26 protein-coding genes and 1 riboswitch are annotated in these 26,096 nt (G+C 43.3%); of the genes, 8 read left to right on the top strand and 18 right to left on the bottom strand.

What is annotated here, in order from left to right; genetic code table 11:
• Positions 1-51: 51 nt before the first annotated feature.
• Positions 52-258, bottom strand: coding sequence for a hypothetical protein (locus tag AC0VX7_RS20355; RefSeq protein WP_475425651.1), 207 nt, complete (start codon positions 256-258; stop codon positions 52-54).
• Positions 259-703: 445 nt separating this feature from the next.
• On the opposite strand from AC0VX7_RS20355, the gene AC0VX7_RS20360 reads away from it, so the two are divergent.
• Positions 704-1,699: a potassium channel family protein gene (locus AC0VX7_RS20360; protein ID WP_475425652.1), complete on the top strand. Its 996-nt coding sequence runs from the start codon at positions 704-706 to the stop codon at positions 1,697-1,699.
• Here AC0VX7_RS20360 and AC0VX7_RS20365 read toward each other — a convergent pair.
• The 6 genes from AC0VX7_RS20365 to AC0VX7_RS20390 all read right to left on the bottom strand — a co-directional run bounded on the left by AC0VX7_RS20365 (position 1,693) and on the right by AC0VX7_RS20390 (position 9,280).
• The gene (locus AC0VX7_RS20365; RefSeq protein WP_475425653.1) at positions 1,693-2,097 is read right to left on the bottom strand and encodes a YugN-like family protein; all 405 of its coding nucleotides are present in this window, start codon (positions 2,095-2,097) and stop codon (positions 1,693-1,695) included. The genes AC0VX7_RS20360 and AC0VX7_RS20365 overlap by 7 nt on opposite strands.
• Positions 2,098-2,540: 443 nt before the next feature.
• Complete coding sequence (locus AC0VX7_RS20370; protein ID WP_475425654.1) at positions 2,541-3,890, bottom strand: glucose-6-phosphate isomerase; 1,350 nt, start codon at positions 3,888-3,890, stop codon at positions 2,541-2,543.
• A gap of 130 nt (positions 3,891-4,020) precedes the next feature.
• Entirely contained in the window at positions 4,021-5,448 is a 1,428-nt protein-coding gene (locus AC0VX7_RS20375; protein WP_475425655.1) for a sodium/glutamate symporter, read from the bottom strand.
• A 70-nt stretch (positions 5,449-5,518) separates the two neighbouring features.
• Positions 5,519-6,202, bottom strand: coding sequence for a class D sortase (locus AC0VX7_RS20380; protein ID WP_475425656.1), 684 nt, complete (start codon positions 6,200-6,202; stop codon positions 5,519-5,521).
• Positions 6,203-6,257: 55 nt separating this feature from the next.
• The gene (locus AC0VX7_RS20385) at positions 6,258-7,628 is read right to left on the bottom strand and encodes an LPXTG cell wall anchor domain-containing protein (protein ID WP_475425657.1); all 1,371 of its coding nucleotides are present in this window, start codon (positions 7,626-7,628) and stop codon (positions 6,258-6,260) included.
• A 138-nt stretch (positions 7,629-7,766) separates the two neighbouring features.
• Positions 7,767-7,858: riboswitch (cyclic di-GMP riboswitch) on the bottom strand.
• A 258-nt stretch (positions 7,859-8,116) separates the two neighbouring features.
• Positions 8,117-9,280, bottom strand: a complete 1,164-nt coding sequence (locus AC0VX7_RS20390; protein WP_215033628.1) for an iron-containing alcohol dehydrogenase — start codon at positions 9,278-9,280, stop codon at positions 8,117-8,119.
• 201 nt (positions 9,281-9,481) lie between these two features.
• Here AC0VX7_RS20390 and AC0VX7_RS20395 point away from each other — a divergent pair, with 201 nt between their 5' ends.
• Positions 9,482-9,715, top strand: a complete 234-nt coding sequence (locus AC0VX7_RS20395; protein WP_023626663.1) for a DUF378 domain-containing protein — start codon at positions 9,482-9,484, stop codon at positions 9,713-9,715.
• Positions 9,716-9,797: 82 nt separating this feature from the next.
• Here the strand turns inward: AC0VX7_RS20395 and AC0VX7_RS20400 are convergent, their stop codons facing one another.
• The 4 genes from AC0VX7_RS20400 to AC0VX7_RS20415 all read right to left on the bottom strand — a co-directional run bounded on the left by AC0VX7_RS20400 (position 9,798) and on the right by AC0VX7_RS20415 (position 14,608).
• The gene (locus AC0VX7_RS20400; protein ID WP_475425658.1) at positions 9,798-10,991 is read right to left on the bottom strand and encodes an ornithine--oxo-acid transaminase; all 1,194 of its coding nucleotides are present in this window, start codon (positions 10,989-10,991) and stop codon (positions 9,798-9,800) included.
• 864 nt (positions 10,992-11,855) lie between these two features.
• Positions 11,856-12,251 carry a S1 domain-containing post-transcriptional regulator GSP13 gene (yugI, locus tag AC0VX7_RS20405; protein WP_041967157.1) on the bottom strand — a complete coding sequence of 132 codons (396 nt, stop codon included), beginning with the start codon at positions 12,249-12,251 and terminating at the stop codon, positions 11,856-11,858.
• Positions 12,252-12,372: 121 nt separating this feature from the next.
• Entirely contained in the window at positions 12,373-14,058 is a 1,686-nt protein-coding gene (locus AC0VX7_RS20410; RefSeq protein WP_475425659.1) for a hypothetical protein, read from the bottom strand.
• Positions 14,051-14,608: an RNA polymerase sigma factor gene (locus AC0VX7_RS20415; RefSeq protein ID WP_475425660.1), complete on the bottom strand. Its 558-nt coding sequence runs from the start codon at positions 14,606-14,608 to the stop codon at positions 14,051-14,053. Before AC0VX7_RS20415 ends, AC0VX7_RS20410 begins: the two co-directional genes overlap by 8 nt.
• 272 nt (positions 14,609-14,880) lie before the next feature.
• Here AC0VX7_RS20415 and AC0VX7_RS20420 point away from each other — a divergent pair, with 272 nt between their 5' ends.
• The 3 genes from AC0VX7_RS20420 to AC0VX7_RS20430 all read left to right on the top strand — a co-directional run bounded on the left by AC0VX7_RS20420 (position 14,881) and on the right by AC0VX7_RS20430 (position 17,681).
• Entirely contained in the window at positions 14,881-16,224 is a 1,344-nt protein-coding gene (locus tag AC0VX7_RS20420; protein ID WP_475425661.1) for a sodium-dependent transporter, read from the top strand.
• A 93-nt stretch (positions 16,225-16,317) separates the two neighbouring features.
• The gene (locus AC0VX7_RS20425; RefSeq protein ID WP_475425662.1) at positions 16,318-16,563 is read left to right on the top strand and encodes a helix-turn-helix domain-containing protein; all 246 of its coding nucleotides are present in this window, start codon (positions 16,318-16,320) and stop codon (positions 16,561-16,563) included.
• A 263-nt stretch (positions 16,564-16,826) separates the two neighbouring features.
• A complete protein-coding gene (locus AC0VX7_RS20430) occupies positions 16,827-17,681 on the top strand; it encodes an alpha/beta fold hydrolase (RefSeq protein ID WP_475425663.1) in 855 nt (284 codons plus the stop codon).
• Between the two features lie 35 nt (positions 17,682-17,716).
• On the opposite strand, the gene AC0VX7_RS20435 is transcribed toward AC0VX7_RS20430, so the two are convergent.
• Positions 17,717-17,977, bottom strand: a complete 261-nt coding sequence (locus AC0VX7_RS20435) for a DUF1871 family protein (protein ID WP_475425664.1) — start codon at positions 17,975-17,977, stop codon at positions 17,717-17,719.
• Between the two features lie 86 nt (positions 17,978-18,063).
• Here AC0VX7_RS20435 and AC0VX7_RS20440 point away from each other — a divergent pair, with 86 nt between their 5' ends.
• Positions 18,064-19,233: a MalY/PatB family protein gene (locus AC0VX7_RS20440; RefSeq protein WP_475425665.1), complete on the top strand. Its 1,170-nt coding sequence runs from the start codon at positions 18,064-18,066 to the stop codon at positions 19,231-19,233.
• Between the two features lie 48 nt (positions 19,234-19,281).
• Here AC0VX7_RS20440 and AC0VX7_RS20445 read toward each other — a convergent pair whose 3' ends face one another.
• The 3 genes from AC0VX7_RS20445 to AC0VX7_RS20455 all read right to left on the bottom strand — a co-directional run bounded on the left by AC0VX7_RS20445 (position 19,282) and on the right by AC0VX7_RS20455 (position 21,233).
• Positions 19,282-19,731 carry a hypothetical protein gene (locus AC0VX7_RS20445; protein ID WP_475425666.1) on the bottom strand — a complete coding sequence of 150 codons (450 nt, stop codon included), beginning with the start codon at positions 19,729-19,731 and terminating at the stop codon, positions 19,282-19,284.
• Positions 19,732-20,218: 487 nt separating this feature from the next.
• On the bottom strand, positions 20,219-20,431 hold the full coding sequence (locus AC0VX7_RS20450; protein ID WP_475425667.1) for a hypothetical protein: 213 nt from the start codon (positions 20,429-20,431) through the stop codon (positions 20,219-20,221).
• A gap of 73 nt (positions 20,432-20,504) precedes the next feature.
• Complete coding sequence (locus AC0VX7_RS20455; RefSeq protein ID WP_475425668.1) at positions 20,505-21,233, bottom strand: peptidylprolyl isomerase; 729 nt, start codon at positions 21,231-21,233, stop codon at positions 20,505-20,507.
• Between the two features lie 107 nt (positions 21,234-21,340).
• On the opposite strand from AC0VX7_RS20455, the gene kapB reads away from it, so the two are divergent.
• Entirely contained in the window at positions 21,341-21,721 is a 381-nt protein-coding gene (kapB, locus tag AC0VX7_RS20460) for a kinase-associated lipoprotein KapB (RefSeq protein WP_475425669.1), read from the top strand.
• A 41-nt stretch (positions 21,722-21,762) separates the two neighbouring features.
• Here the strand turns inward: kapB and kapD are convergent, their stop codons facing one another.
• Positions 21,763-22,386 (bottom strand): 3'-5' exonuclease KapD, encoded by a 624-nt coding sequence (gene kapD, locus AC0VX7_RS20465; protein WP_475425670.1) that lies wholly within the window; start codon positions 22,384-22,386, stop codon positions 21,763-21,765.
• 231 nt (positions 22,387-22,617) lie between these two features.
• Here kapD and AC0VX7_RS20470 point away from each other — a divergent pair, with 231 nt between their 5' ends.
• Positions 22,618-24,435, top strand: a complete 1,818-nt coding sequence (locus tag AC0VX7_RS20470; protein WP_475425671.1) for a transglycosylase domain-containing protein — start codon at positions 22,618-22,620, stop codon at positions 24,433-24,435.
• Between the two features lie 582 nt (positions 24,436-25,017).
• Here the strand turns inward: AC0VX7_RS20470 and AC0VX7_RS20475 are convergent.
• Together AC0VX7_RS20475 and AC0VX7_RS20480 are read right to left on the bottom strand one after the other, a co-directional pair.
• Entirely contained in the window at positions 25,018-25,575 is a 558-nt protein-coding gene (locus AC0VX7_RS20475; RefSeq protein ID WP_475425672.1) for a YufK family protein, read from the bottom strand.
• Positions 25,576-25,722: 147 nt separating this feature from the next.
• Positions 25,723-25,926, bottom strand: a complete 204-nt coding sequence (locus tag AC0VX7_RS20480; protein ID WP_215033597.1) for a hypothetical protein — start codon at positions 25,924-25,926, stop codon at positions 25,723-25,725.
• Between the last annotated feature and the right edge of the window lie 170 nt (positions 25,927-26,096).

The raw sequence follows: 26,096 nt of genomic DNA on the forward strand, positions 1-26,096 counted from the left end.
GCGAAAACAAAAAAGAACCCGCCATTAAGACAGGTTCTATTCGCAGTAACGTCAGCCGCGCCAGCCGCCTCTGAACAGTACCCGCAAGCCGATAAAGATAATAACAATTGCGAAGATAAGGATTACAACAAGCCCGATTAATTGCAAGAATGGCAAGGCAACAAGTGCAGCAAGTGATGCCGGAGCAAATCTGAAAAGTACCCAACCTGCCAGAATAGCAGCCAAGAATACAAATAAATTAGTATTGCTAAATGACATTCATTATCCCTCCTTTACCTCCAACATATGTATGTACAGTATTTTTGGTACGGGCTGATGAACTATTCCTGAATTTTTTGTGTAAAAAAGAATATGCTCGACGAAAATAGAATTACATAAATCTGGCGGAATCTGTTTTTGATTAGAGAAACAGGGGAAAAGTAAATATTGTTTTCATACATATAGGAACATAAAGCGCACGCGCCTCGTTCGGCCCCGAGAAGCGCTGCCCGCCTATAACGCCACGTCCTGTGGCTGGCGGGTCTAGTACATCGTGTGCCACGGAGGGCCGACCGGTGAAGTCGTTCTTTGACTTCATTGGGCGGACCAAAGAGACTCGAGGGGCTAGGCGCTGGAGCTGGATTAAGATGACTAAATGTAATGATCCAGAACTAAATTGTTTTATAAATTCCTATTAAACGAGAGAAATAAGAGGAGGAGTATAATGACCAGTCATTTATATATGCGTTTTATCAAGCTGCCAATATTAGCAAGGATCCTGATGATTGCCTCTATGATGATTACCTTATTTGGCGTCGTCATTCATTTTGTTGAACCGAAAAGTTTCCCGACGATTTTTGATGGTGTCTGGTGGGCTATCATTACTGCATCAACAGTAGGGTTCGGAGATTACTATCCCGTATCTACATGGGGACGAATCACAGCCATACTTCTCCTGCTGATTGGTACAGGGTTTTTATCGTCCTATTTTATCCACCTTTCAGCAGCAACTGTTACCAAACAAAATGCATATGCTGAGGGAAAAGTAGGCTATCGGGGAAATCGGCATATTATCATCGTCGGTTGGAACGAGAGGTCTCGCTCAGTTATTCATTCACTCATAGAGGCCGATGAAGCCATCATATTAGTAGACGATACACTGGGGTCAAACCCCATTAGAGATGATAATGTCCATTTCATCAGAGGCCGTTCGAACAAGGATGAAACCTTATTAAATGCCGGCATCACTACAGCCAGGAAAGTGATTATAACTTCAGATCAGAATCTTGATGAACTGCAGGCCGATATGAATACGATTCTCACACTGCTTGCCATAAAAGGACTGAATCCGGATATCCGCTGCATCGCTGAAATTCAAACGAGCGAACAAATCAATAATGCGAGAAGAGCGGGAGCTGATGAGCTGATTCCTGCCAATGCTTTGACCAGTGCCGTTCTATTAAACAGCATCGCCTCTGCGGAAGTTGTGAATCCTTTATTGGATTTGCTGGGGGAATTGAATGGAAAGCGCCTGTCTTATATTGAACCGGAAGCTTCTCTTATTGATAAAAATTTTCAGGAGGCAAGCAGCTTTCTGCTGAAAGAGCGCAATATTATATTGATTGGACGCAAAAGAGGGGATGACATAATCGTCAACCCCAAAAATAATATCAAAATTAAGTACGATGATCAGTTGCTTGCGATTTCCAATGATCAATGAAGCAAAGCAGATTCTACTTCGCGGACAAGCGACTTTCCGACTTCGATGTATTTTTCCGGAAAGCTCGCATCCTTGTCCACGGGTTCCTGAAATTGATTGAATGAAGCACTGGCATTCCCGATCTCTGCATGGTCATCGATTCCTCGCTGATATTTATGCGAGAGAAGGAATGGGCGCTCTAATTTTACAGTGCAGCCTTTGGAATCAAGCTGGCCGTCAATTGCCTTAAATGGCAGACGTAAAAATTGATAACCCACTTCATCATCAATTTTATAATCAAAAGCACCATGGTCATAATCCCAGTTTCCCCCGATGGAATATCCTAAAGGTTTCAGCAGCTGCTCCAGTTTAAAAAGATCAAAATGTTTGCCCTCAAGCTCAGATTGTATCTCAATCAATGGTCGTTCCGCCTTTCCATTCATTTTCGCTTAGTTTTAACCAAAAGGGATAATTTAATGAGTGGCGAAAGCTAGACTTAGGACGGAATCTGATTTGAGGTTGGTGATGACAGACACTTTCCCAGCGTTTTGAGCTAATTCTGTCCATCATAGGCTGGATGACGGACACTTCCCCAGCGTTTTGGGCTATTTCTGTCTGTCACGAGCTGGATGACGGACATTTTTTCTAACGTCATTACGTTTATTGGCGATATTTTATTTTTATTCGCGGTTTTCACAACTTTATTGGCGATAATCAAATTTTATTCGCGGTTTTCACAACTTTATTGGCGATTATCAAATTTTATTGGCGAACTGGAAATTTCACGCGGTTTTTTCCAGTTTTCAAAAAATCAATTCACACAAAAGGAGCACCCGCTTGTATCGGGTGCTCCTTTTCACTATTATTTAAGTCGTTTTTCCAATTCTGCTTTCTTTTCTTCGAAGCCTGGTTTTCCAAGCAATGCGAACATGTTCACTTTGTACGCTTCAACGCCTGGCTGATCGAATGGATTTACGCCGAGCAGGTAGCCGCTCATTGCGCAGGCTTTTTCAAAGAAGTATACAAGATAGCCGAAGGTATACTCATCAAGCTGAGGGATTGTCAAAACAAGATTCGGTACGCCGCCATCAGTATGGGCAAGCATTGTTCCTTCGAACGCTTTGTTGTTGACGAAATCAACCGTCTTGCCAGCTAGATAGTTCAAGCCGTCAAGATCGCTTGCAGCTTCTTCAATTGTCATCTCATGGCGAGGGCTCTCGACCTTGATGATTGTTTCGAACAAGTCACGGCGGCCTTCCTGCACATATTGACCAAGTGAGTGAAGGTCAGTCGAGAAGTTTGCTGAAGAAGGATAGATTCCCTTCTGGTCTTTTCCTTCACTTTCGCCGAATAGCTGCTTCCACCATTCAGAGAAGTACTGAAGTGATGGTTCATAGTTGATCAGCATTTCAATTGTCTTGCCTTTGTTGTAAAGTGCGTTGCGGACAGCAGCGTACTGATACGCAGGGTTTTCTTCAAGCTCGGACTTGCCGAAATCCTCTCTAGCCTGTGCCGCGCCTTTCATCATAGCTTCGATATCTGAACCGCTGACAGCGATTGGCAGCAAACCTACAGCCGTCAATACAGAGTAGCGTCCGCCAACATCATCAGGAATCACGAATGATTCATAGCCTTCTTCGTCAGCAAGAGTTTTCAATGCACCACGTGCTTTATCCGTTGTTGCGTAAATACGTTTGCGGGCTTCTTCCACTCCATACTTCTCTTCTAGAAGCTTGCGGAAGATACGGAATGCGATTGCAGGCTCCGTAGTTGTTCCAGATTTTGAGATGACATTGATTGAGAAATCTTTTCCTTCTAAAAGATCCATAACATCTGTCATATAAGATGAGCTAATGTTGTTGCCGATAAAGATAATTTGCGGTGTCTTGCGCTTTTCTTTTGGAAGAGCATTATAGAAGCTGTGCTGTAAAAATTCAAGTGCAGCACGAGCTCCCAGATAAGAGCCGCCAATCCCCACAACAAGCAGGACATCAGAATCACTCTTAATCTTTTCCGCTGATTTCTGGATGCGTGCGAATTCTTCTTTATCATAGTCTACAGGCAAATCGATCCAGCCTAAAAAGTCGCTGCCTGCACCAGTCTTTTCATGTAATGAATGATGGGCTACTTTTACAAAATCCCTTAAGTATGTAACTTCGTGTTCACCAAAAAAGCTTAGCGCCTTTGAGTAATCAAAACGAACATGTGTCATGTCTGATCCTCCATTATTTTATATTCTCTATCACTTTATCGAAATGAATCCCAATAATCAAGAAACACTCTCAGATGTAAGCGTGCCCAATTGTGAAATTTTAAGTAAACTTTAAAAAAAGTTTTTCACATCACGATTGGGCACCCTTATTGTCCTTTTTTCCAAAATAAAAGAGTCCGATTGAAAGCCAGACCGCAAACAGGATTCCTGTTCCAATCAAAACCGGTACCGGGCCGAACTGTGCAATGAGCGGCATGGACGCAGCGGTGAACAGGCCGCCTCCAATAATTGGTTCAAACATGATCTGTTTATAGCCAAAACCATCTAATGCTGGCGTCTCTTTTTCCGGATCCACTATTTGCAGCAAAAGTAAACCGGTAGTGGTCATTCCCATGGATTGTCCATATTCAAGCACCGCTCTCTCAAACCAATAATCAGGCATAACTCTTTTTGCCAGCAAGAAAAATGCGGCAAGGTTCAGCGCGATGCCAGCCCCGGCAAGTATCAAGAAAGGCAGGATATTTTCACTGATCGCGGAAATTGAAAGAGTCGTTACCGATGCGACAATAAGGACATCCAGGGCAAAACCCTCAATCCTTGCGATAACTTTTTTATCAATAAGCTTGAAGGGGATGAAACGGTCATATAGTAGCTGGATTGCCACTCCTCCGAGCAAAGCCATAGGAAATAACGGAACATGCTTGATGATTTCGATATCGTAAGCCGGACCCCATGTTGTATTTTCAAGAAACAACAGACCCTTTAACAAAAGCATTCCTGCGCCGATTGCCACAAAAATGAAGAGGAAGTTGACTGTCAGTGATTCAATGGATTCCGACCTTGTTGATAATTTCCCAGCCGATTTTTCTTCATCCTTTGGGTAGAGACCTTTTTGTTCGCGGTCAGAGAGTTCGGAGGATTTCTTCGCTTCCTTCGCCATCCCTTTCCTGATGCCCCAATTGACAATGATAATACCAGTAATCACACCAGTCAGGATTCCGACTGTTGCCAGGCCAAGCGCGATGCTGGCCCCTTCGGAAAAATCGAGTGCATCAAAGGTTCCTCTCATCCCGGCAGCCGTACCTGGACCGCCTTCAAATCCGATTTCAATCAATGCTCCTGCCATAGGAGGCAGGTTGAAAACTGGCTTCAAAATGAAAATCGCCAAGAGGATTCCGACCACATACTGGCCCCATGATACAGTTTGGCCATAAGCCACTTGAGGACCGGCAATTTTCCAGATTTTTTTTATCCCAGGTATTTTTTTGCCTAAAAAAAGTGACGCAAAAATGATGGTAATCGCGACTTCAGGAATCAAAAGCATCACGTCGTACACTTTTTCAGGATATACGCCATTTTCCAGAAAGTCTGCTCCCGGAATGATCGACCCCAGTTTTCCCAATGCTTCCTTACTCATTAACAATCCAATTAGTCCTGCAATAAGGGAGGTAGGGATAAAATACTTTTGGAAAAAAGGAATCGTCATCCGTAGGAGCATTCCCGCAGCCAGCAAGACTGCAATAAAGACGAATGCAAGCAGAACATTGTTAAATTCCATTTTCTCCTCCTAGATTTAATCATTTCTCTTATCCCTTACCCTCTCATCGATGGCAAAAACACAGAATCTATTATGGTTTGATTTTCGCTTTGACAATCAGCCTGTGTGTTGCCGTATCAATAGGCGTGCATGTAATAAGGGTTAGTACCTTTTCATCCTGGCTGCCATTTAATACGAAAGTTTCATGTGGCTCCACCACTAAAGTTTCGTATACTTCATATTGGTAGGTGTTGCCTTTATCCCTTACAGTAACGGTATCACCTTTGCTTATTTCATCAAGCCTGTTAAACATACTTCCATAAGCTCGGTTCCGGTGGGCGGCAATGGCACTGTTCCCAGGCATTCCTGGAGCCGGTGTTCCTTCCAGCAGACCAGCTCCTTTATCCAAATTTGCATCCGACGCACCATTTAATATAGGCAGCTTCACGCCAATCTTGTCTATTTCAATTACACCGACCATGCCGGCGGACAGTTTCTGTTTTGTCTCCTTTTTATTTTCGCCCGGTAGCTTTTCAGCCTCTTGTTTTACAGCTGACGGAACTTCATCCACACTGCTCTCTGCATGTGTTTCGATACCGAATATTTCCTCAAGTTCCCTCAGACTCTCGGCAGCCACCTTATTCCCCTGACCGCTGTCCTCCCATGTTTCAATCATTTTCTCCTGATTGTAGGAAGTGTAATAATCTTTTGCAGCTGGATAAAAGAAGATCGATAGACCAGCAAGAATCATTAATAACGACAATACTTTTCTCATAATTTCACCTCGTATAAAAATAAAAGAGGGGAATCGCTTCCCCTCCAACTCGAGTTTAGTTCCTCAATGGATTCCTGAATCTTAGCATGACTCCTCCTGCTGCAATCAAGAAGCCAAGTACATAGAACATTGTCCTGCTACTTTCACCGGTTTGAGGAAGGACCTCGCCGTTCCATACCTGTTTATTTGTTGTGCCATCAGATGTATTTCCAGATCCTGAATTATTTCCTGGTGCTGTCGTATTAGTATCCTCGTCTGATTCCGCCTCTTCTGCTTTTTCCTCTACCATTTCACCTTCCATATCCCAGTTTAATTGTAGTGTCAGCACACTTTCGACAATTTCCAGGGACTCGATTTGCGAAAGCAGAATTAATTTGGTTTCACCGTTGCTGGTAATCTCAAGGCCGCGAATCAATTCAAGTTGTATTTCTTCCGTCAGAGTGAGGCTAAATAGTTCATTGATTCTTTCAAAATCAATTCTCTTGCCGCTCATCATTAGCAATGTTACTTTTTCAATTGGACGTGGAGTCTCGTCTATCAAGATTCTAATCATTGATAGTATGTTCATAGTTTCATCAGTATCCTCTGAATCACCCGGTTCAGATGGTTCTTCAATAGGAAGTTCACAATTATCCAGCCAATAATTAACCGAGCCTTCTGCTTCCACTCCTACTCTTACTTCACTGACTGGGATGACAAGCTCTTCACCTGTTGAAAAAACCAGTTTAAAAGCCGTAACATCATCTTTTATGAATTCACCATCATCAAAAGATTTATATAAAGGGGATGAACCCGGATTCGTCATTTCCTCCCACTGGCCATTAACCTGAACAAAGGCTGTTTCAACAGGATTGACACATTTGTCGATGTGCAGGTGAATCTGCGTACTTTTATTTTCATCTCCTGGTACGGTACCATCATCAGCTGGTGTCGACTCATTTTCGCTTCCTTCTGCATCTTTATCTTCTTCTGATACATTCTCTCCTTCTGAAGCATTATCTCCTTCTGGTACATCATTTTCTTCTGAATCATTAGTTTCTTCTTGAGTATTATTTTCACCTGAAGCATTATTTCCCTCTTCAGCATTGTCTTCCTGATTGTCACTATTTTCAGATGCTTCAGGTTGATTTGTTGTATCTTGTTCAGAGTTGCTATCCATTTGGTCAGCTGTTGTTTCAGTTTCTGAATCTTCCTCAGTGTTTGCTTCATTTTCCGTGGATGCCGCTTTTACAACACCATTAGACTTTTCTTTTTGATCCGTAGTCTTTGCAGCTACTTTGCTACTTTTTTGTTTAACAGTACTTTCTTGCTGGGAGTTTGTTTTTTGCTCGCTATTTTCCGCAGCAAACGCACCTGTAACCGGAAAAGTAATCATAAACAATAACATGAATGCAACTAAAATGGATATGCGCTTTTTAATTTTCAAAATTTCTACCCCTTTTCGAATAAAATTGTGCACAAATAATAAACTGAATATTCAGTTATTTAAAGAAAGTTCTCGCCTCCTTTTCCACGTATTCATTCTTTTTAATAGACAAAACAACAGCCAGAATATCTCTAATTTCATGGCAGCTAGGTCAATCTTAGCTGGAAAACTGCAGCCTTAGACCCCTCGCTTTGCGTCCCTGTCTTTCAACAGGTTTGCCCTGATCATGATTGGTGTTAATATGATTTCTTATGTAAATAATTCCTACTGCTCCATTGTCTTACATTTAGAGACTTACCACAGTTACCCAGCTACTTAAACATTTAGTCCTAGAAAAAAATATTGGTAAATTTTTCTTCATATTCTTTATTTACCCGAAAAGGATGATGAAATCAGTGCTTAGGGCTCTATTTTCAAAGGAAATTCATGAGAGGTTTTGCCCATGTAAAGACAAAGGACCCAGGGAATACCCTGAGTCCTTAAGCTCTTTATAACGACTTACGATAGATTTCCAGTACGTCGTCTCGATTTAATTTTGCAAAGTTGCCAAACTCGCCATTGACCATCGCCTTATCTGTCATTACTTCCAGCTTGCTGTCATCAATGTCATAATCAGCAAGTCTTGATGGTGCACCAATGCTGTTCCAGAATTCACGCAGCTTTTCGATTCCTTCCAAACCTGCTTCTTCGTCTGTCTTGCCTTCTGGATTTACTCCGAAAACTCTGACAGCCATTTTCTTGAAGCGTTCTGGTTTCACCTTAAGGTTATGCTTCATCCAGTTCGGGAACAGGATGGCTAGCCCGCCTCCGTGTGGGATATCATACACTGCTGATACGGCGTGCTCGATATTATGAGTCGCCCAATCGCCGCGGTATCCCATGTTAAGGATCCCATTCAATGCCATCGTTCCCGAGTAAAGAATCGTTGCACGATACTCGTAGTTCTCCAGGTCCTCAAGCAGTTTTGGAGCTGTTTCCATCACTGTCAAAAGCAAGGATTCCGCCATGCGATCCTGGAATTCAGTGTTTTCCGTCAGATGGAAATAGTGCTCGAATACATGCGACATCATGTCAACAATGCCGTATATGGTTTGGTCCTTAGGAACTGTAAATGTATTTACAGGATCCAAAATTGAGAATTTAGGGAACGTCACTGGGCTGCCCCAGCCATATTTTTCGTTCGTTTCCCAATTGGTGATGACAGAACCGGCATTCATCTCAGAACCTGTAGCGGCCAATGTCAATACAGTCCCGAATGGAAGTGCTTCTGATGCAAAAGCCTTCTTAGTAACAAGATCCCATGCATCGCCATCGTATTTGGCTCCGGCTGCAATAGCTTTCGTGCAGTCAATTACACTGCCGCCGCCCACTGCAAGCAGGAATTCAATACCTTCTTCTTTGCATATTTTTACACCTTTATGAACAGTTGACAGCCGAGGGTTTGGTTCAACACCCGAAAGTTCGAATACCTCCGCGCCAATTTCATTGAGAGTGTTCATGACAGAATCATAAAGTCCATTTCGCTTAATGCTGCCGCCACCGTACACGAGCAGAACCTTCTTGCCATACTGAGGGACCTCATTCTTCAGTTCCTCAAGCTGACCTTTTCCAAAAATAAGCTTAGTTGGATTATAAAATGTAAAGTTATCCACTTTTATCACCTTCCTCAAGGCTAATTATGTTCCTTTTTAAAAAGCAATGCAAAAAATACACTTCTTAATGTTCTCCAATGTGCTCCAAAATGTTTCATCTTTTTACTTACGGATAAAGATTTAATATGTTCAGGATGAATAATTCATCATCTGCTGAATCACTCTATAAAAGAACAAATTTATTTTAAGGAGGAAACACCCATGAGCGGTATTCAACGTGCAGCACTTGTTCTTACCATTATCGGGGCCATCAACTGGGGATTAGTAGGATTCTTCCAATTCGATCTTGTTGCAGCAATTTTCGGCGGACAGGATTCAGCATTGGCTCGAATCATTTATGGCCTGGTTGGTCTTGCTGGTTTAATAAACATCGGTCTTCTTTTCGCACCAAGCGAGAGAGAGGAAAGAGCGGCAGAGCCACGAGCTACTCGATAATTCGAAAAGCGCAAGCGCATTGGTCAGCTCCGCCGATCTTTACATGAAAAAACCCGCCATATCGAGGCGGGTTTTCTCATTTTTATGATAATACTTTCTTGATTCGTTCAATTGCCCAGTCCAGCTCTTCCTGGCTAATGACAAGAGGCGGTGCGAAGCGGATGACGGTATCATGAGTCTCCTTACAAAGCAGACCTTCTTCTTTCAAATCTTCACAATACTTACGTGCAGGTTCCGTTAACTCAACACCAATGAACAAACCGCGGCCGCGGATATCCTTGATGATGGAGTTATCAATTTCACGGAGCTTGCTAATGAAGTATTCTCCAAGTTCAAGGGAGCGGTCTGCAAGCTTCTCGTCGATTAATACATCCAGGGATGCGTTCGAAACTGCACATGCCATCGGATTACCACCGAAAGTTGAACCGTGTGAACCTGGATTGAATACACCCAATACATCATTGTCAGCTACAACACAGGAAATCGGGAATACTCCGCCGCCAAGTGCTTTTCCAAGGATGTACATGTCGGGCTCGATATCCTCCCATTCGCATGCGAACATTTTTCCAGACCTTGCGAGACCAGCCTGGATTTCATCAGCGATGAACAGGACATTGTTTTCTTTACATACATCGTAGGCAGCTTTCATGAATCCTTCTGGTGGAATAACGATTCCCGCCTCACCCTGAATCGGTTCAATCAGGAAGGCTGCAGTGTTAGGAGTGATCGCTTCCTTCAGCGCATCAAGGTCACCGTAAGGGATCAGTTTGATTCCTGGCAGCATCGGACCAAAGCCGCGTTTGTATTCTTCTTCAGATGATAAAGAGACTGCCGTCATTGTGCGGCCATGGAAGTTGCCGATACAAGCGATGATTTCAGCCTGGTTGTCCGCAACACCTTTGACATCATATGCCCAGCGGCGAGCAGCTTTAATAGCCGTTTCAACCGCTTCCGCTCCAGTGTTCATCGGCAAAGCCATTTCTTTATTCGTCATCTTGCAAATCTTTTCATACCATGGTCCAAGCTGGTCATTGTGGAATGCTCTTGAAGTAAGAGTCACACGGTCAGCCTGGTCTTTAAGCGCCTGGATGATCTTCGGATGGCGGTGCCCCTGGTTGACAGCTGAATACGCACTCAGCATGTCCATATATCTGTTGCCTTCAGGATCCTCTACCCAAACTCCCTCTGCCTTCGAAATAACAATTGCCAGCGGATGATAGTTATTCGCACCATACTTTTGAGTCTGCTCGATCAAAGAACTAGTTTTTGTTGCCATAAACCTTCCTCCGTTCCAATGAAAAAATTGGTTAGACAATCATATTGTAACCTGTAAGCTCTTTCATTTTAACCCCCTAAAAAAGATTGAGGGCAGTTTTCCGCGGAACTTGTCTTCAACAGCTATATGTTCTGACAGCTTTTCACGGTTTTCTTCGGAACTTGTCCGAAGTTGGCTCATGTTATGACAGCTTTTCATGGCTTTCCCGGAAACCTGTCCGAAGTTGGCTCTTGTTCGGACAGCTTTTCATGACTTTCCCGGAAACCTGTCCGAAGTTGGCTTAAGTTCTGACAGCTTTTTATGACTTTCCCGGAAACCTGTCCGAAGTTGGCTTAAGTTCTGACAGCTTTTTATGACTTTCCCGGAAACCTGTCCGAAGTTGGCTTAAGTTCTGACAGCTTTTTATGACTTTCCCGGAAACCTGTCCGAAGTTGGCTCTTGTTCGGACAGCTTTTCATGGCTTCCTCTGAAACCTGTCAAAAGTTGGCTCATGTTCTGACAACTTTTCATGATTTTCCCTCAAACTTGTCCGAAGTTGGCTCATGTTATGACAGCTTTTCATGACTTTCCCTCAAACCTGTCCGAAGTTGGCTCATGTTATGACAGCTTTTCATGACTTCCTCTGAAACCTGTCCGAAGTTGGCTTAAGTTCTGACAGCTTTTTATGACTTTCCCGGAAACCTGTCCGAAGTTGGCTTAAGTTCTGACAGCTTTTTATGACTTTCCCGGAAACCTGTCCGAAGTTGGCTTAAGTTCTGACAGCTTTTTATGACTTTCCCGGAAACCTGTCCGAAGTTGGCTCAAGTTCTGCATTTCCAGGCAATAAAAAAACCGGACGAAAGTGTCCGGTTTTTGCATTAAAACTTATTTCTTAGCCATATCTGACTGGTTGATCCACTCTTGAAGCTTATCCTTCAAAGTGTTGAAGCCTTGAGCAGAGTCATCCTGGTGCTGAACTACAGCAGCTGGACGCTTGGCGCCGCGTGGCTTCTTTGCGCGTTGTGGTTGTTCTGGTGCTTCTTCAGTAGCACGGATTGATAAACCAATTTTTCCAGCAGCTTCATCAATTGACAAAACTTTCACTTTCACTTCATCGCCAACTGTAAGGTGCTCGTTAACATCCTTAACATAACCGTGTGTGATTTCTGAAATGTGCACAAGACCTTGTGTATTTTCATCTAACGCTACAAAAGCGCCATATGGCTGGATTCCTGTAACTTTTCCTGTTAAAACGCTGCCTACTTGAATATTTTCTGACATGGAAACACTCCTAAATATTGTTTTATTTTATCCCATTAATACGCAATTAAAAATTATATCATATTCTGTAGCATTTATCAAAAGGAATAAGATAATTCTCAAAGAGTGTTTCCATCAGAGCTTATTGTAATGGCAAATACTGGACTTTCCAGAAGCCGTCCTCCTGGACCATCTGAAAGACTGGAGCATCCGAGCGATCATTGAAATGAAGCTGGATTCCAATCACTTTTTCCGGATCATCATCCGGATGGTAAAGTGTGGCATATTCATATCCTTTCAAAAGGACACCGCCCAGATCCATATTGGCCATCTCATGTTCTTTTATATATTGTTCCATTGTTGGCTTCCCGTCATTCTGGCTATACAAAGCATACTTCGTTTCGTAATCCTTTAGGCTGTCAGCATAGAAGTACAGCTGCATGATTTCGAAGGGACCATAATCCTTTAGGATGTTATAATCCTTTTGGACCTTAAATCCCTTGTAGGCTGCCAGAAGGTCATCCGACAACAAGTGAATACTCTGGATAAACCTCTCTTCCTGGTACCCTCGCTGAGCTGGAATCTGCAGGTATTCAGGGAAAAGTTCAACCCTTAACTCAGGTGGTTTTTTAAAACCGGATTTCTCCAATTTATCATAGTGAGTTTTCAATGCCTTCGCTGTATCAGTATCTGGATACTGGTTGATTACGTATTGATACCCCTTTTTAACTTCATTCTTTAAAAGATTATTCTCATCAAATAAAGGGTTTGAAGATGAGCCCCGTACAAACAATGAATATAAAGATTCGGCATCGTTGACTATCGTTTGGTGGATCGTGCTATCCTTCACGTCTTCGCTTTCCTTCTCCAGCTTGACTAATAGCTCCCCTAGCTTCTCGTAGGACGTAACAATCCCATTTCGATCCTGGATGGTATTGCTTCTTAAAACCAAGTATTTAATAAAATCCTCGTTTCCGTGTGGCTTCAAGCGCTCAGCGACTCTCAGGAAATCAATGCAAGGAAGAATCTTCCCTTCCTCTTCCCTGAAAGCATAACCATTATCAACAGCTCCTGCCGCCAGCTTTTTCAATCTTTCAGATGGCAAGCCTTTCCCGCCCCCATTTAGCTTTTCAACTACTTCTGAAGCCATTTCCTTTTTCATGGCCTGATCTAAATCCCATTCATATAACACCATGGATTGGATATAAGCTCCCAAATAGGATTCGAGCTGTAAAGATAACAACTCTTCTCTTCGCCCAACTTCTTTGTTGGCATCGCCTTTTGAAATGTCAGCGATGAGTTCTGCAGGCAGAGTAAATCCCTCATCGATTGTTTCCCTTAGTTCCCTGACAACTTCTTTGAATTCAGTTCGATCTGTGTTTTCAAGATTTTGAAGAATTTCCGCTTCAGTTGCCTTCAGTTCATCCATGCTATGAAACAGCCAATTTTCATACCCTGCACCAAGCCCTAATTTTTCTTTCGTCTCCTTCTGCCTCTCTGAATAATATTTTCGCAGTTCTTCAAACTCCGCCTTCACGTCAGCTTTATTCAGTTCGACTGCTGCATTTTCTCCTGATGCCTGCTGCTGTTCTGTTTTCTCGCCGGAAGGTGCATGATCGCCGATATACTGCATCATCAAAATCCCTGCGATCATCCCTACTCCAATAAAGCTCGCGGCATAAGGCAAGTGAATCCATTTATTCGCGCTTTTCTTCTTTTGATCCCTTTTTATCGCCGCAAGGATCGCTGAACGATTCTCTTCTTCCGGCATGTCGTCGTATGCTTTTTTAAGGCTTTCCAGACGCTTTTCCATTAACTGATCATCCATGGTTTTCACCCTCCTTCTTTTCGGCTAGAGTGAGCAATTTCTTCAAATGTTCCTTCCCTCTTGACATCCGTGTCTTTACATTTGCCAGCGATGCTCCTGAAATTTCAGAGATTTCTTCATAGCTTTTATCGTGAAAGTAAAAGAGCACGATCGGTACCCGATACTTCTCATCAAGTTTTTGGATACACTCATGCAGTGTCCTGTCTTCTTCAAACTGAAGGATTCTATCTTCTGCTGTCTTCCCGTTGTATGTGCGTTCCTTGCCAATCTTCAACACCTTTTTAATCTGCCTTTGCTTATTGCGAGCAAAATCCCTCGTGACATTCAAAGTGATTTTATAGAGCCAGGTTGTGAATTTGGCATGTGAAAATTGGTCGAGGAAGCGATATACCCTGACGAACACTTCCTGGGTAATATCATCTATATCGTCAAATTTGTTCCCAAGCTGGAAAGCAAAGCGCTTGACGGTTGGAGTATGGATATCGATCAACTCCGCAAAAGCCTGCATATTACCGTTCCGGGCTCGGAACACTAATTCATCATCATTCATTTTGGATCCCCCAAACTGATACCTTATCTTTTTTCTTCTTTAACTGAGACGACTGCTGCGGCCGCTGGCGATTCCGTCTTTTTAAGCGAATATCACTTTATCTATAAAACGGCGCTTTTTGTTTTTTGTTTCAAAAAAATTACAAATCACTTAATAATTGTTTAAAGCCTGAAAATACTATGCTTTTTCCTGAAAAAATAGTAACATGAAAAGGTATTTTTTTATTTTGTCAGAAAATATAAATATTCAGACTTTTTAAAAGGAGTTTTCTTATGAACAAGCAAGAACAATGGACTTCAAAGCTCGGATTTATCCTCGCAGCTGCTGGATCTGCCATTGGGCTCGGGGCAATTTGGAAATTCCCCTATATGGCAGGTACAAATGGAGGCGGCATTTTTCTTATCTTCTTCTTACTGATGACCATTTTTATAGGCGCACCTATATTGCTGGCTGAATTCATCATTGGCCGCAACACCCAAAAGGACGCTGTAATGTCTTATAAGCACCTTGCTCCGAAAAGCGCATGGCCTTTGCTTGGATATGGCGGCGTGATTGCTTCTTTCCTGATTCTGTCTTTCTACAGTGCTGTTGGCGGCTGGATCCTTTCCTACCTTGCGCGGAGTTTCACCGGATCTCTTTCAGGATTGACCCAGGCGGAGTACGGTGCAACGTTTGAAAGCATCATATCCAATCCTGTTGAGGCCGTTGCAGTTCAGCTTTTATTCCTGATTCTGACCATTTGGGTCGTACAGGGCGGCATCCAGCAGGGCATTGAAAAGGCGAGCAAATACATGATGCCTGCTCTGTTCATCCTATTTATCATCCTGGTCATCAGGTCTTTGACACTGGATGGAGCGATGGCCGGGGTCGAATTTTTTCTGAAGCCTGACTGGTCAGCAGTTACAGGTCAAACCATTTTGATGGCGCTGGGGCAGTCCTTTTTTGCACTAAGTGTCGGACTGTCAGTAATGGTGACTTATGCTTCTTATTTGTCCAAGGGGGAGAGCCTGGCAAAATCAGCGTTTTCAGTAGTAGGGTTGAATATTCTTATTTCGCTGCTCGCCGGCCTTGTCATTTTCCCGGCCGTATTCGCGCTTGGTTTTGAGCCGGAAGCAGGACCTGGACTTGTTTTCGTTGTATTGCCGGCTGTTTTTAATGAACTGGCATTTGGCGGGGTATTCCTGACGATTTTCTTGGTTTTACTGCTTTTCGCTACATTGACTTCCGCGTTTTCGATTCTTGAGATCATCGTTGCAGTTCTATCTAAAGGAGACAAAAATAAGCGGAAAAAGTTTTCCTGGATTGCAGGTTTGCTTGTTTTTGCCGCGGGAATTCCGAATGCCTTATCCTTTGGTGTTTTGTCAGAGGTGAAATTCTTCGGAAAAACTTTCTTTGATCTCGCTGACTTCCTGACAAGCAATATCGCCCTGCCGCTTGGTGCCTTTTTCATCGCCATTTTCGCCGGCTATGTGCTTCCGCGAAAAATGGTCAGACGTGAAATGGAGGAAGGCACTGGAAGTAATCCGTTGTTATTCAACATTTGGTACTTTTCCATCCGCTACATCGTACCAATAGGTATTGGCATTGTTTTTTTACAATCGATTGGTATAATCTAAAGTTAAGAAAACGTTCAAATTATTGCCGATATTTTCAAAAATTTAATGATAAACTTATAGTAAGAGATATTTTATTTTTGGAGGTGATGAGCGTTGACTGCAATTGGACAGAATATCAAGATGTGCCGTGAACGAGTCGGAATTTCCCAGGAGGAGCTCGCTTTAAAGATCAGGGTAGGTACTCGGACAATCCAAAGATACGAAAGCGGAGAGCAAACACCTAAATCGCAGACGATTCTAAAGATTTCCACTGCCCTTGACGTCCCTGCATCCGAGCTGATGGGAGACATCTATTACGCTGCACCGCCAGAACCCGACCAAAAAACAACCAGCTTGTAACCTGAATAATCATCATACACCGTAGCAGGCAGACTTTCTGCCTGTTTTATTTTTCCGTTACAAATTTCCAAAAATGAATGTATACTATTCTGCCAATCTGGCTATCCTAGTCCCATAAGGCTTTCTAGTATTCCCCCCTTTTTTAATGGGCACCAGTATTGGTGTCCATATTTTTTTGTATTTTTTGTGTGAAGTTGGAATTTGCGGGGAAAATAAATGGCATACCTTGCCTAATTTGCTAATAATGTCAGGAGTGAAGGCCGATGGAATTCGCCAGGAATAAAACCGTAAGAGGAATCGATCTTTACTATGAGCACCACCAGAACCCAGAGTCGAAGGAAACACTGGTTTTGCTTCATGGATTTCTTTCCTCAACTTTCAGCTTCAGGCATTTGGTCCCCCTGCTAAAAGAGGATTATAACGTCATTTCCGTGGACCTTCCCCCTTTTGGGAAAAGCGGCAAGATTTCCAGCTTTAAATATTCCTATCAAAACCTTGCCGCAACGGTTGTTGAATTGATGAAATCCCTTGGCATCCGCGAATTTAATGTCGTTGGCCATTCGATGGGCGGGCAAATTGCCATGAACATTCTGTTGCATCATCCGGAATATGCGAAAAAGGGAATTCTGCTTTGCAGTTCAGGGTATTTGAAAAAGGCAAAGCTGCCGCTCGTACTTTCAAGCTACATCCCGTATTTCCACCTCTATGTAAAGTTCCACCTGGCACGCTCAGGAGTAAAGCAGAACTTGCAGAACGTCGTCTATGACCATTCAATGATCAATGATGAAATGCTGTATGGCTATCTCTCCCCATTTTTAGAAGATGATATTTTCAAAGCCTTGACGATGATGATCCGCCACCGAGAGGGCGATCTTTCAGCTGAGGAACTGCGAAAAATACAAGCGCCATGCCTGCTGATCTGGGGTGAACATGATAAAGTTGTCCCGGTCCGTATCGGGAGAAAGTTGAATAAGGATTTGAAGAATTCCGAGCTGGTCATTTTAAAGGAAACTGGCCACCTTGTCCCCGAGGAACGCCCTGAAGATGTCCATCAGCTGATCAACCGGTTCATGGCAGCAGAGGAAACAGCAGAAGCAACAGCAAACGGCAGCCTTTGATGGCTGCCGTTTCTGCTAGTGCGTTGTGTACAATTTTATAAGGAACAGACATCTTCGTTCTTGATGGACAGCAAGATGTTCGCTATCGAATGACACTCTTGATATGGCAAAACTTGTTCAAACGAAAATTCAAAAACAGACTGAATCCTGCGGGCGATTTTATCTGCTTCATCGTAATCGTGGACAGCCTGGAGAATATCAGCGATTTCCGGGTCGAATTCTCCTTCTCCAACTTTGAAAGGGTCCCATTTATTTAAGACATCGATCAATTTATAACTGAGTTCTTTAGATTCCAAATTCAATCACCTGATTATTTTTTAAAAATATCTTATCATATTGTTAGTGAGAGTTAAATTTTTCAGGAAAAGGGCGGTGCGTACATATGGAAAGAATAGATTTTGACAAAGTAGTTGACCGGAACAATTCGCATTCAGTGAAGTGGGATGCAATCGATAAGGTTTTTGGCAAAGACGATGTCCTGCCAATGTGGGTCGCGGATATGGACTTCCATCCTCCCCAGGCAGTTACCGATGCGCTGAAGGACCGGATCGAACACGGGGTTTTTGGATATACCTTTGTCCCGATGTCAGTGACAGAAGCCATCCAGGACTGGATGAAAAAGCGCCATGACTGCGAGTTCAAGAAATCATCTATTGTTTTTAGTGAAGGTGTCGTCCCTTCGATCAGCACCGCAATTCGGGCATTTACGGAAAAAGGCGATAAGGTGCTTGTTCATTCTCCTGTGTACCCACCATTTTTCAACATGGTCAATAATAATGACCGAACTCTGGTAACATCTAATCTCCTATACGATAACGGGAGATTCGAACTCGACTTTGCTGACTTTGAAGCAAAGCTGAAAGAAGGAGTGAAGATGTTCATCCTTTGTAACCCGCATAACCCGGGTGGCAGGGTATGGACGAGAGAAGAGTTGGAAAAAATCGGCGACCTGTGCGTGAAGCATGACTGCCTAATCGTTTCTGATGAGATTCACTCCGACTTAGTGTTTAAACCTAATGTCCATATCCCAATCGCATCAATCAAAGACGAGTTCAGGGAAATCACGACGACTTTCGTTGCGCCAAGCAAAACATTCAACCTTGCTGGCCTGCAGGCATCCGCCGCATTGATTCCCAACAAAGAGTTGAAGGCGAAATTCAAGGAAATCCATGATCAGCAAGGCTTCTTCACCTTGAATGCCTTCGCGATTGCCGGAATGGAGGCAGCCTATCGCGGCGGCGAGGAGTGGCTTGACCAGTTATTAGCTTATCTGGATGAGAATATGAAAATAGCTACAGACTTTATGGCAGAACACCTGCCTGCACTCAAGCCGATGAAAGCAGATGCCACTTATCTTTTGTGGATTGATTGCCGCGAGCTTGGATTGAGTGACGAGGAAATAAAGGATACGCTGCTCAACAAAGGCAAGCTTGGGCTTGAACCAGGAACGAAGTACGGTGAAGGCGGAGAAGGTTTTGTACGGATGAATCTCGCCTGCCCGCGCGAAACCTTGAATGAAGGTCTGGAAAGATTGAAGCTGGCATTCAGTTAGACTATTAAAAGCAAAAACGGAGCCGTCCCATTCGGGCAGGCTCCATTTTTATGCGCTCACTTCCAGCGCTTCGTAATATGGCTCTAAGGAATATCCGATGATCGTGTCCATGAATGGATGCAGCTTTTCCGGAATCAGAATGCGTGCGTAATCCCAGGCATTCATCTCAATCTGGAGAGCAACCTTCTTTTTTAACACGTCATTGCCGGTTTCCTCCATCTGCTGGATTAGCTCCGCAAGTTCGCGGTCCTCGGCATGGCCAATTTCATGTGCAAAGACGACTGCAAGATAATCTTCAAATTGATCTAATGACGAAAAGAGCTGCAGGCATTGCGCCTTGATCTCTTCAATATATAAAGTAATCGTATGAGTTCCAAAATTATATTTCCCGCCCGCAAACCGGTCTCCAGGGAAAAAATCCTCAAGTTCAACCTGGACACTGCTGCCAGATTGGACAAGAATGGTTTCGACTATATTCTCTATCTGTAAGTTCTTCAATTTATACCCCTACTCTTGGATTTAGAATATAAATTGTATTATAACGCTTTTGTAAAATAATGAAAACATGACTTTTACCCCGATTTTTAATGATCTAAACCTTTTTTGGAACATAATAAAAGTTTGATTACGCGAAAAGAAAGAATAATCCCCTGAATCGGTGCTTGATTCCCCGAAAAGGAGGACAATCCCGCGAATCGGTGCTTGATTCCGCGAAAAGGGAGGATAATCCCGCGAATCGGTGCCTGATTCCGCGAAAAGGGAGGATAATCCCGCGAATCGGTGCCTGATTCCGCGAAAAGGGAGGATAATCCCGCGAATCGGTGCTTGATTCCGCGAAAAGGGAGGATAATCCCGCGAAACTTTTGCTTAATTCCGCGAAAAACAAACGGAATTCCGCGAAATTCCATCATAATTCCGCGAACTGGAAATTCCGCGTGTTTTTTTCCAGTTCCCAATGAAGCAAAAAGAAAGAACAGCCAGTAAATCAGCTGTTCTCCTTCGTATCATTCATTTGTTTCATAATTGACTGCTCGTGTTCCTTTGCTTTCTGCGCTTCCCTTTTGGAAACTTTGATGATGTATCTCATCGTCAGGATTGCCCCAATCAGGAAAACGAGTGAAGTGATCGCAGCCGGTATATATTCAGTCTTGTCTTCTGGAAAATATAAAAACAATGAGATGACAAACCACTTACTCATTCTCATCTTCCTTTCTTAAGCTCTCCAAACATTATATCAAGCTTTAAGAATCCGTCCAACATGATGCTATGTTCTATTTCAATACATTGATTTTTTCGATGACGACATCCTTCTCTGGCTTATCCTGTGCGACTGTTGGCGTAGCGGCAATCTTGTCAACGACATCCATTCCCTCTACAACCTGGCCGAAGACGGTATGTCCGCCATCAAGATGTGGTGTTCCGCCATTTTCATACATCTTCAGCACTTCTTCGGGGTAGCCTGCCTGCTTCATCTTCTCTGGCAAACTAGCATCAAGCTCTTTATTCTGGACGATAAAGAACTGGCTTCCGTTCGTGTTCGGGCCGGAATTAGCCATCGACAGTGCTCCGCGAATGTTGAAGAGCTCCCGTGAAAATTCGTCTTCAAACGGACCGCCGTAAATACTTTCGCCACCCATCCCAGTTCCTTCTGGATCGCCGCCTTGAATCATGAACCCTTCAATAACGCGGTGGAAGATGACTCCTTCATAGTAGCCCTCTTCGCTGTGCTTAATAAAATTCTCTACTGCCTTTGGAGCCTGCTCAGGGAAAAGCTTGATTTTAACAGTTCCCATCGAAGTGACCATTTCCACAAGCCTTTCATTATCCTGGACTTCGGCAGTCGCTTGAGGGTAATCAAGATCTTCCTCGGCCTGGCCAGCTTGTCCAGTATTAGTCGTTTCTTCCTTCTGCTTGTCTGCTTCCTGCTTTTCACCAGCTGTACCGCAGCCCGCAAGTACAACCATCATTGCAAATAAAATCGCGAATATTTTTTTAGTCATTGTATGTATCCCTCCTATAAGACACTTTAAACGATTACAAAATGTTTTGCATCTGTCTTTTTTGCTATAATATAAGAAATTAACATGAACCCGAAAGGAGCTTCAACATGGCTGAATTGAACATAGGCGATAAAGTAACCGCCATTTATAAGACCGGCAAATACATAGGCGAAATCACGGAACGCAGGCCACAGCACTATCTTGTCCGAGTATTGGCTGTCGCCAAACACCCGATGCAGGGCGACCTCCATAATCCAAAGGATGCAGCGGTGGGCTTTTTCCATGAAAGAAAAGCACTGTCTTTCCGCGAACAGGCAAACATCCCTGAAAAAATGGTCAAGCCATTCGATGGTGATATCCCAGAATACCTTGAGTCTTTAAAAGAAGCTACCAGCAAGCTTCGTGCCGAACTAAAAGGCGACGATTCCGCCTGGGCACAGCAAAGCCTGAGAAATTTGGAGTCTCTGGAGAAAGATTATTTTAAATAAGATACGCAAAAAGCCAGATTGTTTTTTCCAATCTGGCTTTTCTATGCGAATTTATTGAGCAGTTTGGAAAAATCGACCATGTCCCCGATTGTTGCAGGTTCTGGTTTTTGAAGATATTGTTTGTCTTTCTCCACGAGCTTGTAAATATGGTATGTCGTCAAAGCATCATCCAGGGCGCGGTGATGTTTTCCTGTCCCTTCCCTCCCATATTCCTGAACAGCCTTCCATAGACCCGTCTGATTCTGGTCGCCGAAGAAACGCTTATACTCCATTGATAGATCGATTTGCTTCCCTGGCAGCGGAAAAGCTACTGAAGCCTGCTGGCAATTTTGCTGTAATACCTTCATGTCCATATTGCCCCAGGTGACAATCTGGCAATTCTTGCTTCCACCCATTGAGATAAGCTTATCTACCAAAGCCTTGAACGTGATTCCTGAATTCACCTGCTCCTGAGAGATGCTCAGGAATGAACGGCAGCGTTCGGTCAAAATTGGAAAAGCCATCGGCCGTACATAAGAAGAAAATTGTTCAACCACCTTGCCGTTCTCAACAAGAACAGCGCCAGCTTCAATGATTTCCGGGTAAAAGCCCCTTCTCCTGCTGTTGCGATCAGGCATCGTAAATTCAAAATCAATAAATAATGTTGTCCTTTCTTTTTCGCTCATGCTTCCCCAACTTTCTGAAAAGCCAGTAGTTGTATGTAACCAGTATATGCTTTTCGGTCGATTATTTTTTCTATTATATCACGTTTCTTGGTAAAATTTTAAATTTTCTGCAATTTAAACTTAGCATTTTTTTGAACCGAAGGGGTACCGGAAAAAGAAGTGAAAAATAGCTCGTTCGTTCCGATAATATGTTGAGTAATAAAAATCACTTTCACGCAGAAAGGAATTACCGTGAGGATTATAACAGGCTATCTTTTGATTTTACTATTGATCCCAGCGTTTATTGCAGTTGTCATTTTAACTTATACCGAAGCGGGCAATGCGGTGAGCTTCAGTGATACTCTTGATGAAAAGATCAATCTTTCAGAGACGAAACTTTCTCAAACCAGTTTAATCCTTGCCAGTAACGGTCAGGTCATCACGGAGATTTATCGACCGATGAACAGGAGCTATGTTGCGGGGCATGAAATCCCTGATTTTATAAAAGAGGTCTTCATTGTTTCTGAGGATCGTAATTTTGAAAAGCATCCTGGCTTTGACCTGCCGGCAATCGGCCGCGCTCTGGCAATCAATATTCACTCAGACGATATTGAACAAGGGGCGAGCACTATTACCCAGCAGCTGGCTAGAAACCAGTATTTGAACCATCACAAATCTTATAATCGTAAGCTGAGCGAAATTTTATATGCTTACCAGCTGGAGAAGTCTTTTTCAAAGGCAGAAATTCTCGAGCAGTATATGAATGCGATTTATTTCCACAATAATGCTTATGGGATCAAGGCTGCGGCGGATCTTTATTTTAAAAAAACGCCTGCAAGATTATCTGAGGCAGAACAGGCTTTCCTCGCTGCCATTCCTAATAATCCGTCCTATTATGACCCAATCAAGCATTTTGAACGGACAAAGAAGCGCCAGGAAAGGCTGATCGATCAGCTTGCACAACATGGAAAAATCAAATCTGAAGCTACTGAAAAGTTAAAAAAGGAACCAATCACCCTGAAAGTCGATTCCCGGAAAAATTCAAATCCAGATTATTCTTCCTATGCATTACATGAACTGAGAGAACTGATTTCCGAACAGGAAAATGTCGATAATACTGATGACTTAACCGCTAGAATCGAGGAGTTGCTTCGTTCAGGGGTGACCATCCATACAAATCTTGATATTGAACTGCAAAAACGGACAGTCCAGGCAGTCGCAGCTCATCTGCCAGAAGCAAAGGTCCAGGGAGCTGCCACAGTGATCAACCATGAAACTGGCCAGCTTGTAGCTATTTCAGGAGGAAAGGGTTATCAGAGCGGAGACTTCCATCGCGCATACCAGGCTTTTCGCCAGCCTGGCTCATCAATCAAGCCATTGCTTGTCTATGCCCCATACTTTGAAAGGTTTGATGCAAACCAGGATTCTCAAATTAACGCAGGCCCTCTTTGCATCAAAGGATATTGTCCGAAAAACTACGGAGGTTCCACTTATGGGAAGGTTACACTTGAAAGGGCGTTCATTAATTCCTACAACACATCTGCCGTGAGAGTTTTACAGCAGGTTGGCGTGGACGAAGCGTTCGGTGACCTTAAAGCATTTGATTTTGGAAAAGTCACAGAACAAGACCATGTGCTGGCATCAGCAGTCGGCGGGTTCACAACTGGAATGAGCCCGCTAGAAATGACATCAGCTTATACGGTTTTCAGCAATAAAGGTCTTTTCCTAAAGCCAAGGGCAATCTCGAAGGTAACAGGTTTTAACGGAGAGGTACTTTATAAATGGAATGACGAACCTGTCCAGGTTTGGAATCCTAGCACCGCCGAAAAAGTCCGAAGCCTCATGCAGAAGACCGTAACTTCAGGAACTGCACGAAAAGTGGCGGGTGCCGGCCCTGGTGCTGGCGGGAAGACCGGAACGACAAATGATTTTAAAGATTTTTGGTTTATAGGCTTCAACGGGCCGCTGACTGCAGGTGTGTGGGTCGGCAAAGACCAGCCAGAGAGCATGGAAAATATCAATCATCAGTCGCCCCATCTTTTGATTTGGCGTGACATTATGAAAAAATAAACCGGGCAGAAATTCCGCCCGGCTCCACTTAAATCATTATTTTTGTCCGTCACCACCATTATGACGGACATTTTTTCTTTTTTCTCGCCTATTTCTGTCCGTCATCACCACTATGACGGACACTTTTTCCTTCTTCTCGTCTATTTCTGTCCGTCATCACCATTATGACGGACATTTTTTCCTTCTTCTCGCCTAATTCTGTCCGTCATCACCGCTATGACGGACACTTTTTCCTTCTTCTCGTCTATTTCTGTCCGTCATCACCATTATGACGGACACATTTTCTTTCTTCTCGCCTATTTCTGTCCGTCATCACCACTATGACGGACACTTTTTCCTTCTTCTCGTCTATTTCTGTCCGTCATCACCACTATGACGGACACTTTTTCTTTCTTCTCGCCTATTTCTGTCCGTCATCACCACTATGACGGACACTTTTTCCTTCTTCTCGTCTATTTCTGTCCGTCATCACCACTATGACGGACACATTTTCTTTCTTCTCGCCTATTTCTGTCCGTCATCACCATTATGACGGACACTTTTTCTTTCTTCTCGCCTATTTCTGTCCGTCATCGTTCACATTTAAATCGGCAAGCTGGCGAGTAAGCTGTTATACACTTTTACCGCAAGATAAATGATGCCAAGGACAAGCGTACTCCAGAGAATGACCTGGAAGAACACGATTCCGATCAAACCAGCCATGGTGAGCTTGGGGCTGATTTTATAGACAAAATAAATGAAATATACCATTGTTGCAACAGCGAAAATAGCCATTATACCGATAAAGCTGTAGAAGCTAAGCAAGGATACTACGCTGCCCACAAAATAAATCGTTGCTCCATGGCGAATCAGATACAGGCTCTCCCCTTCATGATCCTTCGAGAAAAACAAGAGGCTGACCTCGTTTATAGTATCGGCAATCAGTTTCATTGCCGCAAACACCATGAAATACACCACCATCAGTAGAGCCAGCAGTGATAATTTAATCCCGGTATCAGAAAAGAACTCAAGCATTCCATCGTATATCCCGGCATTTTTCAAAATGGAGATCAACTCCATTTCCGTGCGCACGGATAAGGCCAAACTGAACAAAATAATCGACAGCAGCGGGAAGTAGCTTGTTAAATATGGGTTTCTCATATGACACTTCACTCAATTCTTTCAAATTCTACTATGTATTATGAAAGAAATTGTGGAGACCAGCAAGAAAAAGAAAAAAAGCCCCTTTGCAGGAACTTTAATTTTTTTGAAACCTTTATGAGGCTCGTCCGTATAAAAAGATTGGTGTTATTGTGGCACGATCCGGACGTATTCTCTTGAACCGAATGGTACATATTTGGCAGTTTCAACCTCGTCCAACTCTGACTGCTGGACTTTCAGCACTCCAGGTCCTTGCTTTGACAACGCTTTGTCATCCCTGTTATCAAGAAACATGAACCCCGAAAATAAACTAAGGAATATCCCAATGCATACTGTCAGCTTTCGGGCCATGGCTTATCCCCCCTATTCACTTTTAGTATGCAAAAAAGACGACATCTTTATTCAAGGTTTGACAAAACCTTGATTCATCAAGGTCGATGACATGCATCTGCAACTTTTTTACGATATAATTTTCACATCAGTGAGTTGGGGGCATGAACTTAGTTAAATTGGCAAAAAAT

The organism is Mesobacillus sp. QJM3NY_10, assembly GCF_056173465.1.

What these genes read in the sequence shown, in the direction of transcription:
- AC0VX7_RS20355 (WP_475425651.1), bottom strand. Translation starts at nt 258, where the DNA reads ATGTCATTTAGCAATACTAATTTATTTGTATTCTTGGCTGCTATTCTG.
- AC0VX7_RS20360 (WP_475425652.1), top strand. Translation starts at nt 704, where the DNA reads ATGACCAGTCATTTATATATGCGTTTTATCAAGCTGCCAATATTAGCA.
- AC0VX7_RS20370 (WP_475425654.1), bottom strand. Translation starts at nt 3,890, where the DNA reads ATGACACATGTTCGTTTTGATTACTCAAAGGCGCTAAGCTTTTTTGGT.
- AC0VX7_RS20375 (WP_475425655.1), bottom strand. Translation starts at nt 5,448, where the DNA reads ATGGAATTTAACAATGTTCTGCTTGCATTCGTCTTTATTGCAGTCTTG.
- AC0VX7_RS20380 (WP_475425656.1), bottom strand. Translation starts at nt 6,202, where the DNA reads ATGAGAAAAGTATTGTCGTTATTAATGATTCTTGCTGGTCTATCGATC.
- AC0VX7_RS20395 (WP_023626663.1), top strand. Translation starts at nt 9,482, where the DNA reads ATGAGCGGTATTCAACGTGCAGCACTTGTTCTTACCATTATCGGGGCC.
- AC0VX7_RS20400 (WP_475425658.1), bottom strand. Translation starts at nt 10,991, where the DNA reads ATGGCAACAAAAACTAGTTCTTTGATCGAGCAGACTCAAAAGTATGGT.
- yugI (WP_041967157.1), bottom strand. Translation starts at nt 12,251, where the DNA reads ATGTCAGAAAATATTCAAGTAGGCAGCGTTTTAACAGGAAAAGTTACA.
- AC0VX7_RS20410 (WP_475425659.1), bottom strand. Translation starts at nt 14,058, where the DNA reads ATGGATGATCAGTTAATGGAAAAGCGTCTGGAAAGCCTTAAAAAAGCA.
- AC0VX7_RS20415 (WP_475425660.1), bottom strand. Translation starts at nt 14,608, where the DNA reads ATGAATGATGATGAATTAGTGTTCCGAGCCCGGAACGGTAATATGCAG.
- AC0VX7_RS20420 (WP_475425661.1), top strand. Translation starts at nt 14,881, where the DNA reads ATGAACAAGCAAGAACAATGGACTTCAAAGCTCGGATTTATCCTCGCA.
- AC0VX7_RS20430 (WP_475425663.1), top strand. Translation starts at nt 16,827, where the DNA reads ATGGAATTCGCCAGGAATAAAACCGTAAGAGGAATCGATCTTTACTAT.
- AC0VX7_RS20440 (WP_475425665.1), top strand. Translation starts at nt 18,064, where the DNA reads ATGGAAAGAATAGATTTTGACAAAGTAGTTGACCGGAACAATTCGCAT.
- AC0VX7_RS20450 (WP_475425667.1), bottom strand. Translation starts at nt 20,431, where the DNA reads ATGAGTAAGTGGTTTGTCATCTCATTGTTTTTATATTTTCCAGAAGAC.
- AC0VX7_RS20455 (WP_475425668.1), bottom strand. Translation starts at nt 21,233, where the DNA reads ATGACTAAAAAAATATTCGCGATTTTATTTGCAATGATGGTTGTACTT.
- kapB (WP_475425669.1), top strand. Translation starts at nt 21,341, where the DNA reads ATGGCTGAATTGAACATAGGCGATAAAGTAACCGCCATTTATAAGACC.
- kapD (WP_475425670.1), bottom strand. Translation starts at nt 22,386, where the DNA reads ATGAGCGAAAAAGAAAGGACAACATTATTTATTGATTTTGAATTTACG.
- AC0VX7_RS20475 (WP_475425672.1), bottom strand. Translation starts at nt 25,575, where the DNA reads ATGAGAAACCCATATTTAACAAGCTACTTCCCGCTGCTGTCGATTATT.
- AC0VX7_RS20480 (WP_215033597.1), bottom strand. Translation starts at nt 25,926, where the DNA reads ATGGCCCGAAAGCTGACAGTATGCATTGGGATATTCCTTAGTTTATTT.